Source organism: Pseudomonas sp. Tav-5-1A (genome assembly GCF_055755055.1).
In genome coordinates this window covers 1732271-1746885 of sequence record NZ_CM146901.1, presented here as the reverse complement: position 1 = coordinate 1746885, position 14615 = coordinate 1732271, and the positions used below count along the sequence as shown (strand labels likewise).

Genomic DNA, 14615 nt, shown 5'->3' with positions numbered 1-14615 from the left:
GTACTCAACCACGCGCGCACCAAAGGACACTGCAATGCCGTTCGAACATTTCCAGGCCCCACCCGAAGCGACGACAGACCCGGTCATCGCTGCCTTGTGGCGCACGGAAACCTTCGACGCCCGCTACTACCTGGCGCAATACCCCGACGTGGCCGCCAGCGGCGTCCACCCACTGGTGCACTATGTGCGCCACGGCGCCCGGGAAAGCCGCAACCCCTGCTCGCACTTCAACACGCGCTATTACCTGACCGCCAACCCGGACGTGGCCGACGCCGGCATCAACCCGCTGCTGCACTTCTGCGAGGCAGGCTGGAAGGAATTGCGCAAGCCCAGCGCCGAATTCGACGTGTGGTGGTACTGGTCCACCTACTTGGAACCCGCCAGCGAGGCCACTAACCCGCTCACCCATTACCTGCACCACGGGCAGGACGCCGGCCTGTCGCCGCGCCCCGTCGGCCCGTTCGCGCTCAACGACGCCAACGGCTACCGCCACCAAGGCCCCGTGCGACGTATCTGCCTGTTCGCAGGCTACGACCCGCATAACGTCATCGACGACTACGTGGTGGCCTACCTGCGCGCCCTCAGCCGCCACGCCGATATCTACTACCTGGCCGATTGCGCCATGCCAGCCGCCGAGCTGAACAAGCTGCGCGGCATCATCAAGGGCGCCTGGGCCGGCCGGCACGGCACCTACGATTTCGGCTCGTACTCGATGCTGGCGCGGTCGCTGGTGGGCTGGGACGTCATCAGCCAATACGACGAACTGCTGCTGGCCAACGACAGCTGCTACCTGATAAGCGATTTCGATGCGGTGTTCGCCCGCATGGACGCGCGCCGCTGCGACTGGTGGGGCCTGCAGGCCACCAAAGGCATCGCCAAGACCCGCGCTGCCGAAAGCAACCAGTTCAAGCAGCCGATCCCGCTGCCGGTGGTGCGCGCCTCGATGCTCGACGCGTTCGAAGACGACGACCTGTACGATTTCCTGGTCGGCTCCTACTTCGTCGCCTACCGCACGCCGGTGATCAACGACGCCGGCTTCCGCAAGCTGCTCAATTCGGTAGTGGCCCAGCCGAACAAACAGAACATCGTGCAGAAGTACGAGATCGGCCTGACCCGCTACCTGATCACGCGCGGCCTGGTGTTCGATACCTTCATGCCCGACCTGTATCCCTTCCACCCGATCTACACCAACTGGCACTTCCGCCTGATCGAGGAAGGCTTCCCGCTGTTCAAACGCTACCTGCTGACCGCCAACCATTACCAGGTGGCGCAGCTGTTCCGCTGGAAGGAAAGGATCGCCCGCGCCGTGCCGGCTGCCGACACCCAGGTGATGGAGCGCAACCTGCTGCGCATCACCGATCCCCAGGTGCTGGAACACAACCTGTACATCGGCACCTCGCACCTCAAGGACAACGAGGGCGTCCCCGCCGCGCTGCTCGACGACGCGCACTTCATCGAAGCCGACCACCGCACCCCCAAGCATGACGACTGGTGGGCCTTTCCGGTGTGCGCCTTCACGGGCGTGTTCTCCGGCAACGAGCGCGCCGTGTACGAACAGGTCAAGGACGACGACAGCCTCCGCAAAATCATCCTCACCCGCGGCCAGCCCGTGGCACTGACCGGCAACAATCTGATCGTCGTGCCCCTGGAAAGCCCCGAAGGCCAGTACTACCTGCTGCGCGCCAAAGTGGTGTTCATCAAGCACACCCCCACCCGCAACGCGGTGTACCCGCTGTCCAGCGAACTGCACCACCTGATCAACCTATGGCACGGCATCCCGCTCAAACGCATCGGCTATGCCTCCATCGACCAGCAGACACGCACCCAGGCCATCGCCCAGGAACACAGCCGCTGCAAGGCCGTGATCAGTTCGTCGCACATCGACACCCTGGCCATGGCGGCGGCGTTCTACCCGCTCAGTTACAACGACGTGTGGCCCACCGGCCTGCCGCGCAACGATTTCATCCTGCGTGCCTTCGACCTGCTGCCCAGCGACCTGCGCCAGGAAAGCCAGCGCCTGCAGGCCACCCTGCAAGGCAAACAGCTGGTGCTGTTCATGCCCACCTTCCGCAACGGCCAGGAACACGCCTGCTACGCCTTCAGCGCCGAGCAACGCCACGCGCTGCACCAGTGGCTGGACCAGAACAATGCGGTACTGGGCGTGCGCGAGCACATGGCCGACCGCTCAGGCTCGTATACCCGACAACTACAAGATCTGCCCGTGGTAGCCCTTACCGCCGCCGAGTACCCGAACCCCGAGGTTCTGTACCGTGAGGCCAGCCTGCTGATAACCGACTACTCCAGCTGCTTCATCGACTTCATGCTCACCGACAAGCCGATGATCAGTTTCGCCTATGACCTGGAGCACTACGCGTGCGTGGAGCGAGGCCTGTTCTATGACCTGGAACACGTCTTCCCGGGCCCTGTATGCCGCAATTTCAGCGACCTGCAGCGCGCCCTCGCCGCGAGTGGCGAAACAGCCGACCCACTGGCCCTGGCCAGCTATCAATGGAAAAAAAGAATCTTCTTCGACCACTACGACGACTGCAACTCATCGCGACTGGTTAAACGGATTGAACATTTATTAAACTAAAGGGCATTACGTCGTGAAAACAGTCATCACCTACGGCACCTTCGACATATTGCATCGTGGCCACATCAACCTGCTCAAGCGGGCGCGAGCATTGGGCGACCGCCTGATCGTCGGCCTGTCTTCGGACGAGTTCAACGCTGGCAAACATAAATCCTCGCTGCTCAACTACGAGAACCGCAAGGCGGTACTCGAGTCGATCCGCTACGTCGACTTCGTGTTCGCGGAGGAAACCTGGGAGCAGAAGGTAACCGACATCCACAAATATGACGCGCAGATCTTCGTGATGGGTAACGACTGGGAGGGCAAATTCGACATGCTCAAGGCCCAGTGCGAGGTTGTGTACCTGGAACGTACCCCGTCGATCTCGACCACTGAAATCAAAGAAAGCCTGGCGACTGTATGAACTCCGTGACCTCAGCCCGCAATCGTCTACTGGACGATATCAAGATCATCGTCTCATCAGGGCGCTTCGATCTGGATTTCTACCGTGCGACCTACCCCGACGTAGTGGCCAGCGGTATGCATCCCATTGAGCATTACGTAAGGTATGGGGCAGCTGAGGGCCGCAAGCCCCGCAAAGACTTCGACCCCGTCAAGTACTGCTCTGAATACCCGGACGCCAAGGGCGAGAACCCGTTCGTACACGACATCGAGCGCTTGACCACCAAGGCCGCTGACAAGGCGCAGAAAAAAGCCGCCAAGCAGGCCGAAGCGCGCCGTGCCCTCAACCACATCGTGGAGCGCGTGCTGGCCAGCGGCCTGTTCGACAAAGATTACTACCTGGCCTGCCACCCTGACTTGGCCAAGGCGTGCGAATCTTCGCCCTTGACTGCCACCCAGGCCGCCGTCGAGCACTACGTGGTGAACGCAGGTTCCGCCGGCCATGACCCGTCCGAGCTGTTCAACACTGAGTACTACCTCAAGGCCAACCCGGATGTTGCCGAGCACAACATGAATCCGCTGGTGCACTTCCTTGAGTACGGTGCCGCCGAATTCCGCAACCCAAGCGCAGAATTCGATACCGGCTGGTACTGGCTGGTGCATCAACAAGACGAATCGGCGGACCTTAACCCACTGGTGCACTTCCACACCATTGGCCGCGCGGCCGGCCTGTCGATCAAGGGACGCGGCAAGCTCAAGCTGTCCCGGCTCGATGATGCGTGCAAGCGCTTCCTGATGGTTGGCAAGCCTACAGTCGAAGAATGCCTGAACGTCGCAGCCTACCTGGAGCGCGTCGGTCGCCTGGCCAACGCTGAGCTGATCTACAGCCACATCTGCAGCCTGGGTAAAGTCGCCGATCACTTCCACGCCCTGGCGCGCCTGTACATCGCTCAGAAGAAGTGGTGGCAAGCCATCGACGCCCTGCAGACCGCCTGCGAGCTCAACCCCGAGCGCGCAGAATGGTTCGCTCGCCGCGGCGAGTTGTGCGAGAAGATGAACCGCTTCAACGATGCGATCATCGACTACTCCAAGGCTCTGACCATCGAGCCTGAGCACGAACAGTGGCTGTATCGCCTGGGCTACCTGCACAGCCGCGTGGAAGACGAAGCCAGTGCCGCACTGTGCTATGAAGAAAGCGTCAAGCTAACCGCCAACGAAGCCGTGATCCGCTTCGGGGTAGGCGTGCACCACCAGGCACGTGGCTTGTGGAAAGAAGCTGCCAAGGCCTACAGCCAGCACTTGGAAAGCAAGCCGCTGGACGCCGAGCTTCACTACCGCGTGGGCATGGCCCACGACCGGTGCTTCGAGTGGGCGCTGGCCGCGCAGAGCTACAAGATCGCCATCGGCCTGGCCCCCAGCAACCATTACTGGTTCTACCGCCTGGGCTTCGTGCTCGAACGCGCAGGGCAGTTCAATGAAGCGGCGCTGGCCTACGCCATTGCCGGGCTTCGCAGCGCCAAGCACGAGGCCTACTGGTTCTACCGCCAAGGCTATGCCTTGAAGCAGGCCGGCAAGTTCGAAGAGGCGTGCCTGGCTTACCTGAAGACCTCGAAGAACCCACCTGTGTTCGTGGATTCCTCGGTACTGGGTGATACCAGCAGCGAGCTGTCCCTGGTCGAGCAGACCGACCACATGAAAGCGATGGAAAGCTACATTGCTTCCATCGACCGCGCGTATGCCCTGGGTGAAATCACCAACAGCAACCCGTCGGTGATCGAACTGCATATCGAGCTGGCCGAAGAGCTGCAGCAACGTGGCAAATGGCATGAAGCTTCCCAGGCCTACGGCCGCGCCATCAGCCGCAGCGCCACCCACGTGCAGAGCTGGTATTACTTGCAGGGCTACTGCCTGACCCGCGCCGGTGCGTTCGAAGCAGCCTGCGACGCGTTCGAAAGAACTCGCATCATCAAGAAAGCCTACGGCTTCGATTACGGCAAGTACGAGAAAAACGCGGGCCTGAAGAACGCCATCGAGTACAACGAACTGGTGGAAACCCTGCCGGTCGACGAAAACGTGGTGTTCTACGAGGCGTACCACGGTGCCACGGTGAGCTGTAATCCCTTTGCCATCTACACCGCCCTGGCCGCCGATCCGGCCTACAGCCACCTGACCCATGTCTGGGCGCTTAACGACCCGGGCACTGCGCCAAAAGAGATGAAAAACGCCGCCAATGTCATCATTGTCGAGCGTAACACCCACCTGTATCGCCGGTATGTGGCCACGGCCAAATACCTGATCAACAACAACACCTTCATGCCCTGGTTCGTCCGTCGTCCCGAGCAGAAGTACTTGAACACCTGGCATGGCACGCCGATGAAGGGCCTGGGCAAGGACATCAAGAGCACATTCATGTCGCACAAGAATGTCTCGCGCAATTTCCTGCACGCCACGCACCTGCTCAGCCCCAACTCGCACACCTCGGACGTGATGATCACCCGCCACGACATCGACGGCGCATTTACCGGCATCATCGCCGAAACTGGCTATCCACGTAACGACCGCGTACTGGTCAACCAAGGCGAAGACCAAGCCAAGCTGGCCAAGCGCCTCAAGCTCGACCCTGCGCTGCCGACCGTGCTCTACGCTCCAACCTGGCGTGGCACCACCGCCGCCCCGCTGGTGGACCTGGAACGCATGGTCAAAGACCTCGAGACGCTGTCGCGCATCAAGTGCAACCTGCTGTTCCGGGGCCACCACATGTCCGAGAAACTGATCGCCGCCCATGGCTTCGACTCGGTTCCGGCTGACGTTGAAACCTCGGCATTGCTGTCGGCCACCGACATCCTGATCACCGACTACTCGAGCATCTGCTTCGACTTCATGCCCACCGGCAAGCCAGTGATCTACTACGCCTACGACTACGAGGAATACCGCAGCGAGCGTGGCATGTACCTGGACATTCACACCCTGCCGGGCGTAGTCGTCGAGGACTGCAACCAGCTGCGAGACGCCATCGAATCGGCGATCGACCAACTGGGCAGCAAACTGGAGATTACCGCCGACAACCTGAAGTACCTGGACACCTCCAACGGCCAGGCCACCCAGCGCGCGGTACAACTGCTGCTCAACGATGACCGCACCCACGCCATCAAGTCGTTCAAGGACGAGCGCAAGTCGATCCTGATCTACGCAGGCGCCCTGCCCGCCAACGGCATCACCCAGTCGTGCATCAGCCTGATCAACGCTATCGACAGCACCCAGTACCGCATCGTGCTGGTGATTGACCCGGACACCATCGAGGTCGAGCAGTACCGCGTCAACAAGCTGGAGTCCATCAGCGACAAGGTGCAAGTCATCAGCCGCGTCGGCATCGTCAACTACTCGCCTGAAGAAAAGCTGGTCATCGACACCTTCAACGAGCACAACACGCTGCACTCCGAAGCCATGTGGGAGGTGTACCGCGCCGCCATGCGCAAGGAGTTCAACCGCGTGTTCGGTTGCGCCACCTTCGACACCATCATCCAGTTCGAAGGCTACGGCAAATTCTGGACCGGCCTGCTGGGCCACGGCACCACCGACTCGAACAAGATCATCTACCTGCATAACAACATGCTGGAAGAGTACGTCACCAAGTACGAGTTCCTGGCCGGCATCTTCAAGCTGTACCCCAGCTATGAAAAACTGGTGTCGGTGTCCGAAAGCGTCAACGAACAGAACCTGGTCAACCTGGCGCCACTTACCCAGATCCCCGAGGAGCGTTTCATCTACTGCGACAACTACGTCAACGTTGAGGAAATCGAAGAGAAATCCAAGGCACCGCTGGATGACGATATCCGCAAATGGGCCGGCAAATCGAAACTCTTCGGCACGGTGGGTCGCCTGTCACCGGAAAAAGGCCATTACAAATTGATCACCGCCTTCGCCGACGTGATCAAGGCCACCAAGACCGACGCCAAGCTATTGATTGTGGGCGACGGCTCCCAGTGGTCGATCCTGCAACAGCACATCATCGAACTCGGTCTGTCCGACCGTGTGCTGCTGGCAGGTATCCGTCCCAACCCTTACCCGATCATCAAGGCGCTGGACCTGTTCGTGTTCTCTTCAGACCATGAAGGCCAAGGCCTGGCGGTGATCGAAGCACTCATCCTGAACAAGCCGGTGATCTCTACCGATATTCCAGGGCCGCATAGCATTCTGAAGCCTGGCTTCGGCATGTTGGTGGAAAACAGCGTACAGGGGCTGGCGCTGGGGATGACTCGGCATATTAATAAGCCGATCAAGCATAAGAAGTTTTGTAGTGCGGATTACAACAAAACAGTCGACAGCATGTTCAATGCGGCGATAGAAGGGTAAATGAACGAGCACCTAGCGCAATCGCTAGGTGCTCAATTTCCCACATAGCGACCTACTACAATTAGCCGACCAGAAAGTGCATCTACATTCAAGTGCGCAGATTTCGAAACGCAGTTCAACTGCCCTTCCGACTCATACCACATCACGTCAAGCTTAACATTACAAATGACTGGTGAACCATACAGGCCTACAGCGCCACGCACTCACAATCGGTCCGCGCCAAAAACGTAAAAGCGTTAAAGGATAACGAATGAAGATTTTGATCTTGGGAACCTCAAACAGCCTGCTTCGTGACGGCTGGGTGAGCGGCTTGAAGAATGCGCTACGAACGGCTGAGATAACCAATCGATCAATCGGCGCATCACCTGGAACACAGTTCGGAGCGATGCTGGATATAGAATTCTCCAGCTACGACTATGTATTCTTCGACAGCATGCCCAACGATCAGGAGTACTATCACTCGGGTGATTTCTCGGCCAGCACCGACCTTACTCAGCAGGCAATCTACGAGATCGCAGCAACAATCTCTAGCCACACACGCCTGATCATTACGGCCATATCAAAAATTGACTACCTCAACACTCACGAATACGTATATCGCCAACGAGAAAAAATTGCTGCAGCCACCGGCGCCCAATTTTTAGACTTTAAAGACATCCTCAACCACCTACACGCTCTTGTAGAGTGCGACATCAGCCTGCTTTATGAGACCCCCACACACCCTGCCTCTTTTCTCATGAAGCAATGCGGAGAGCTAATTGGATCTGCATTACTCGCACCTCCCGATAACGCCTTCTGCGCTAGCAAACTAAGCTTCACGCAAAACCTTTCCTGGGAGCACCTAGGTGAGAAGGCAAAACAAAGAGGTGACACGAGCGCTATCACAATTACCAACTCACTGATGAGCGAAACCTTTCTCACGATTGAGCACCCACAACAGATCTCGTTCAATACTAACAACATCTGCCTAGGGTTTTATATCAATTTTCGAGGAACAAACGCCTACATCAACTTGCATAGCGCTGACTCTACCGCCCAGCTAAATCTCGCCGCGCGGATACTTAAAGACAAACTATTAAAAATATTTATCCCCACACCGAATGGTTCCACGCTGGAGCGAATCTCTCTCGACTCAAATCGCGGCAGCGAATGCGTCACTCCGATACCCCATAACCGGAAAGCGACATGGGCGATTGAACACCCGACAATCTCCATTGCGACAATTCTGTTCTGGAACTACCGGTCTTTTTCATGGCAACGGGAATGTGAACACTACCATCACGACTACCGTTGGTTGACGAATACCATCAAGCGCGGAATATCTAAAACAGCGTTATCGGCCCATGGCAGAGCGCAAACGGCCGCCGTGCACTTGCTAACTCACTTCGGCAGACGTGTAATGTATGACCGCGTTACCAACCGATGCATCCAAACTCACAAATCCCTACAAGGATTCTACCCAAATCAGCTATTGCCGGTTCACCTGAAATTCATAGACTCCACGAAAGTTCATCTAACGACTGAGGTCGATGGCATAGAGCACACACTCAGTGGCTTCTCAAGCGGGATTTCGATCAACAATTCGCTGATAGGAAAAGGACTGAAAGACAAAATCGACGACCATTTTTTAGTAGAATTTATCAGCAACAATAAGATCGCCTTAAAATGCGGTCAATTTTACCTGAGAGCGTCAAAACTGGTTTATAACGGGGGGCTAACACTGGACCGCGTAAAAGCAGACGCCCACGAGACCTTTGAAGTGAACAAAATCTCGTAAAGACTGACAAAGAATGCGTCACCCCGAGAGGTGACAAATCTCGTCTGGGGAGCAGTGCTGACACCGTTGCCCCCACCGATTTCCCAACTAGCTAAAAAATCAGATGCGAGCCAACTGCTGAATATCTTTCAGCTTTGCTTCCAGCTCTAAAATTCGCTGATTGTAGTTATGAAATATAATAATATTCATACCCAAAGTCTGTTCTTGCGACATGGGTTCTTCGTTACAGAAAGACTTAAACCACGGACTTTTGGCGGCATACTCCAACCAAATTGCTCGATACGAGAAAAGGACACCTTGCCTCGCATTGACAAATGACCGGATTGCCAAGCGATCAAAGGGCGACCAAGGTTTGATACTGGTAATGTAATGAATATTCTTGGCAGTCAGATGAAGATTCTCATCTACCAGAACCCCCCACCGGACTCGGTGATTGTAAAGCGCATCTAACTCTTCAACACCACCATCGAAGGTAGTAAATGTAAAGAAAACCGCCAGCTGCTCAATCAATTTTGCGCCTGGACTATGAATTGAGATGAAAGAGTAAATTTTTAGCAGTCTTTCAAAAAATCTCGACTCTTCACACAACTGATTATTGAAAGCGATAAAGCCAGCATTCATGTATGCACGAACACCCTCTTTAAAAATACCTTCTTTAATTGCTGTCTGAATGACGTGCTTAGAGACCCCTTCCTTTTCTACGTTGATATCGAACACTAGCCCCCTCGCGACGGTGCGCTGGGGTAGAACGTCCGACAAAACATAGGGCCTTATGCACAGTATATCGTAATCGACTTTTATTGAATGCTTATAACCTTTAGCGTAAAAATACTCCGGAAGTGCCCAATTCAAAAGAATTTCGATCGGCCAGCGCCCCTCGTTCATCTTAGGCAACTGAGAGATCTTTTCATCGACACCAAGAAGCTTGGAATCAATAAATTGAATTTGATGGTACTCAAGCGCGGCAGTCATCTCTGATGTTAATTTGCTACCATCAAAGCAGATAAAACAATCGAATTGATCCGGGTTATTGGCTTTTATACTATCAAGGGCAACTAGCGCAGGGAAAAAGATTCGCTCATCTCCCGCTACAAATAGCGCTGGTTTACACTCCATGCCGGACTCCTTTTTTTGCGGAAAAATACGCGTAGATAAGTTATCGCTCCTACTGGAATGACACCCTTAACAGCACGTCAAGGATACGAAAAAAAGACCTTACAATCCAGAGCTTACGTGCTCAACACCGGAGGTGTCGTAGGCTGAAATAGGTTCTTGGGGCGATTTACGTGCATTTATCGACAAAAAACAGCCTTTCTTGAGCTAAAAATCAAATTCACCCTGAAAAACTTGTATCAGGAAGCACACCAACACCCCGGCCACCAACTACATCATGCCGAGGGGGCACACCTACAGACGGGCGCCGTCGCAGAGACTCCAGGACGGGCAAAAGATCGTAATCCTCCGTAATGCTGAGCCTGCCCTGAACAAAAATGGCCCACGCCCGAAGCCCATCTATCAGACCGGCGTCAGACTCCGGGAATGGTACGAATTGAATCTCTCCCAATTAGCCTGCCCACCGCATCAAATTGGTGCACTGCGATAGGCATGCCTGCCGGGGATACGACTAGTTGATGGACTGCCGCAGCAGAAAAGTGATCCCCACGCTGGTATTTCGACTCAGCTGACACCAAATCCTGAATGGGCATCACATACATTTCAGAGCCCGTTCCGGCTTTGTTCTGCATCCTGAGCCCCACCCATAAGGTGAGCTCACCCTGACGATTTTTAACCCACGCTAGCCCTTCATACTCAAGAATCTTCCCCATTCCTCTGCCTGAGGCCAGCTGGCTACCAGCCTTCAAAGGCATTCGCCAGAGCCGTTTGCCCGTCCCGAGATTGAACGCTGAGATGTACTTCGGATCACTGATTACATCCGTCCCGGTCAACACATAAAGGCTATTGGCATCGGTCGTTGCGGACTGGATAGTATTTTTTTGATGCCCCCAGTAGTCATCTTTTGGCGAAAGATTGACCTCTTGAACCGCTTCACCTGATCGATCTCCATCTGGCCCCTCCATAAGCCTGTCGAAATCGAACACTCGCGAAAAGTACGGATTATCAGATCTGGACGTGTCCCAAGCGGTAGCGACAATGGAGCGAAAGTCGGAGGATTCATTGGGAAAGGCGACCACCCAGCCTTCGGGGAAGAGCGTAAAGTGATGAATATCCCCGATGGGTCCGCAATTAGTCGTTGGCGGTGTGAAGACAGTTACGCCCCGACCATCCACACTCGCTGAAAACAAATAAAGTTTTCCCTTGTAGAATGCATGCCCGAGGTCCTGCCCATGAGTGATGTACTGCGATACATCACCAGACCGAAGCTCAAAAGCCCCCTCCGGATCATGCCGCATAATGACGACTTGGGACTTCCCACCTTCTTTCAGGTCCCAAGATGTGTACGCTTTTTTTATCTCGGGCACCCAGGTCAAACCTTGGAATATGGTCCAATGCCCTGTGTTGTCAGGCGTCACCTTGATCGCAGGCCGACTGGAGTGCTGACTAGGAGCAACGACTTCATCCATGGCCGTACGAGGAGATGCGAAGGCTTCTGGAGATACCTGGGCTACATCACTTCCGATAAATGCCATTAACTACCCTCTTCACCTTAAAAGATCATGCGTCACAAAATTCATCATCTTAGACAAAATACTTTGAGGTCGAGAGTGGATTGAGTGCTCCTCCAGAATTCTTCATCAATCTCCCACAGACCTCCAGCGAATGCATGCTTCGCTTTCAAATGTGGGACGTGCAGAACGTGGGAAGGTTCAGAATGGCCGAAACACTTACAGCAGCAAGTGAAAAGGTAGCCACAATGCGGTCATCCAATGATGCAGGAACGCTGCGGTAAGTTGGGATACCGCAGCGGTTTTTTCAAAGCCTAGTTATAGAGCACCCGCGCGCTCAACCATGGCATTCCTCGCCTGGCTCCCGCCATCAACCACCCGCACTGCAGCAACCCCCACCCCCAACTCCCGAGGATCGGGACTACCATCAAACGCCTCCGGGCTAACCGGCGCCGGCGGCACGATGCTCAGTGTCGTAGCCCCCTGCACGCCCTGGAAGTGCACGCTTACCTTGGCCAGGTCGCGAGCCAGGATGACCTGGCGTTCTACGCCACCAATCACCAACTTCACTGGCTTGCCGATGTTGGTGCCGTAGGCCGAGGCCTCCAGTTCCAGGACAAAGTCCTCCGGCAGCGGCGCAGCGAATGTGATGCTGGCAGCGCCCAGGCGCGCATCGGTCCAGCGCCCCCAGGGTTCGGCCGTTGAGAAGCCCTGGATGCCCTGCAGGAAGCTGGGCACGCCCGGCTTGCTCAAGATCAGGCCGTCTTCCAGCTTGGCGGCGTAGCGACCAAGGCGTGGGGTCATGAACTGGCTGAAGGAAGGCAGCAGCACGTCGTTGCCGTGGCCGCTGATGTGGTCACCGTCCAGGAACAACGGCAGGCTGCCGTCAAAGGCATTGCAGTTGGTGCTGGAGCACAGCACGGCCGCTGGGTCCCATACGTCTACGCCTGGCAGTTGAGCCGCAATGTGGGTATAGCTTTGCAGGATCGGTGCGCGGTATTCCTCCAGGGTGCTGCGGGACATGTTGAAGCCGCCGGCACAGATGGGGTTGTCGCGGTCGAACCAGTCAGCACACCGCAGCGGTGGCGCCTTGAACAGCGGCTTGGGCGCTTCGAACACGACCCGCACGCCCCTTTGCGTAAATTGGCGCAGTACGTTGACGGCATCCGCTTCTGCCCGCTGGCGAGCGGCCTGGGCGCGGGGGCTGAAGAGTTTTTCGCGCACGTCGGCCTCGCCGAAGTACACCCATTGGTCTGCCAGGCGCGGCAGGCGCAGTGAGGCCAGGAACAGGATGTCGCCAGGTTTGACGCGGGTCAGCAGGTCGTTGACCGCGGCGTCGGTCATGACCTTGCAGGTGGGATTCTCGATGTCACGGTCTGGCTCCAGGCTGATAAACGGGCAGCCGCCATTGTTGTAGGCGTTGATGCGGACGCCACTCTGGATGGAGTACTGCTTGAACATCCCGGTGTACGCCATGGCGTGCGAGTCGCCGATCACGTACAAGGTGGCATCGGACGCCGGCCGTGGGGTTTGGCAGCCCTGCACGCTGTAGCTCACGGCGATACCGCCACCTACGCTGTAGATGGCCGGCGCGGCGACGCAGCCCGGGTATTGCGGATTGGTCGAAGTACCGTCGGGGTACCACTGTTCCGGGTGCTTGCTGAGCACGCTCAGCGAGATATGCGGGGTGCGCCGGTCAATCTTGCCGGCGACGCTCCAGGCGGCACCGATCACCACCAGGCCAATCAGTACCGTGGCGTATTGCGGCAGGCGCCGCAGGCGCGTGGAGTGGCGGACAGTGCTTTCCACGTAACGGTAGGACAAGTAGGCAAGCAGGAATGACAACGCCACCGCAACGGTGCGGGTCAGCGCGGTTTCCAAGCCACAGGTCCAGCGGAACAGCACGAATACCGGCCAGTGCCACAGGTACAGGGAATACGAAATCCGCCCGATGCTCACCAGCGAGCGGTGCCCGATCAGGGTGTGCAGCAGGTTACGTGGGCCGATGTGATGCAGGCTGAGGATCAACCCCAGGGTAGCGAGTACCGCCATCAGTGCACCCGGCATGGGGAAATTCACTGGCCGGGCGATCACGAAAGAAGCCAGCAGGGCGACCAGCGAAACCACACCCAGCGGCAATCGCCAGCGCTGAGGGTGTGCGTCGGTTGGGCCATTGATGGCTTGCAGGCTGACCATCTGGTACAGCAGCACGCCGGCACCCAGTTCCCAGAAGCGTCCCGGGCTGAGGAAGAAGGCCGAAGTGGGATCTGCCGCGCTTTGCCACCACGAATAGGCAACCGAGGCGACGATGCCGGCAGCCAGCAGGCCCACGCTTACCCAGCGCCAGCGTTTGCCGGCCAGCCAGGCCAGGAACAGAAACGGGAACACCACATAGAACTGCTCTTCAACTGCCAGCGACCAGGTATGGGTGTAGGGGTTGAATTCGGTGGTGGGCGCAAAGTAATCGCGGCCGGTACGCGCCAGCACGAAGTTGCTCAAGCCGAAAAACGCACTGAGGCCGGTCTGCTGGTTGACCGAACTGAGCCACGACTGCGGAACAAACAACGCCACCAGCAGGGCCGTAGCCAGCAGGCAGACAATCAGTGCGGGAAAAATCCGCTTGATGCGCCGGGCATAGAAGAAGCCCAGGAACGAGAATATGCCACCGCCCTTGAAGTGGGCCACCGAGGCGCTGACGATAAAGCCGGAAATGACGAAGAACACGTCCACGCCAATGAAACCACCGGGCAGCCAAGGACCGTGCAGGTGATAGAGCACCACGGAGAGCACAGCGAATGCTCGCAAGCCGTCGATATACGGGAAATAAGGGGCAGGGGCTTTGAGCCCTAGCGAGTGGCGCATCGTGTCTGTCCTTTGATTCGTGGCG

The 14615-nt window shown here is 56.9% G+C and carries 7 protein-coding genes; 4 read left to right on the top strand and 3 right to left on the bottom strand.

Annotated elements, in window-relative coordinates:
• Positions 1-34 precede the first annotated feature (34 nt).
• The 4 genes from AC0J42_RS07730 (at position 35) to AC0J42_RS07715 (ending at position 9104) form a co-directional block, all read left to right on the top strand.
• Positions 35-2593: a CDP-glycerol glycerophosphotransferase family protein gene (locus AC0J42_RS07730; RefSeq protein ID WP_473005705.1), complete on the top strand. Its 2559-nt coding sequence runs from the start codon at positions 35-37 to the stop codon at positions 2591-2593.
• 13 nt (positions 2594-2606) lie between these two features.
• Positions 2607-2996, top strand: a complete 390-nt coding sequence (gene tagD, locus AC0J42_RS07725; RefSeq protein ID WP_473005703.1) for a glycerol-3-phosphate cytidylyltransferase — start codon at positions 2607-2609, stop codon at positions 2994-2996.
• On the top strand, positions 2993-7327 hold the full coding sequence (locus AC0J42_RS07720; RefSeq protein WP_473005702.1) for a CDP-glycerol glycerophosphotransferase family protein: 4335 nt from the start codon (positions 2993-2995) through the stop codon (positions 7325-7327). Before tagD ends, AC0J42_RS07720 begins: the two co-directional genes overlap by 4 nt.
• Positions 7328-7577: 250 nt before the next feature.
• On the top strand, positions 7578-9104 hold the full coding sequence (locus AC0J42_RS07715) for a hypothetical protein (RefSeq protein ID WP_473005701.1): 1527 nt from the start codon (positions 7578-7580) through the stop codon (positions 9102-9104).
• A 99-nt stretch (positions 9105-9203) separates the two neighbouring features.
• On the opposite strand, the gene AC0J42_RS07710 is transcribed toward AC0J42_RS07715, so the two are convergent.
• The 3 genes from AC0J42_RS07710 to AC0J42_RS07700 all read right to left on the bottom strand — a co-directional run bounded on the left by AC0J42_RS07710 (position 9204) and on the right by AC0J42_RS07700 (position 14590).
• A complete protein-coding gene (locus AC0J42_RS07710) occupies positions 9204-10220 on the bottom strand; it encodes a glycosyltransferase (protein ID WP_473005700.1) in 1017 nt (338 codons plus the stop codon).
• Between the two features lie 410 nt (positions 10221-10630).
• Entirely contained in the window at positions 10631-11752 is a 1122-nt protein-coding gene (locus AC0J42_RS07705) for a hypothetical protein (RefSeq protein WP_473005699.1), read from the bottom strand.
• Positions 11753-12046: 294 nt separating this feature from the next.
• A complete protein-coding gene (locus AC0J42_RS07700) occupies positions 12047-14590 on the bottom strand; it encodes an acyltransferase family protein (protein WP_473005698.1) in 2544 nt (847 codons plus the stop codon).
• Between the last annotated feature and the right edge of the window lie 25 nt (positions 14591-14615).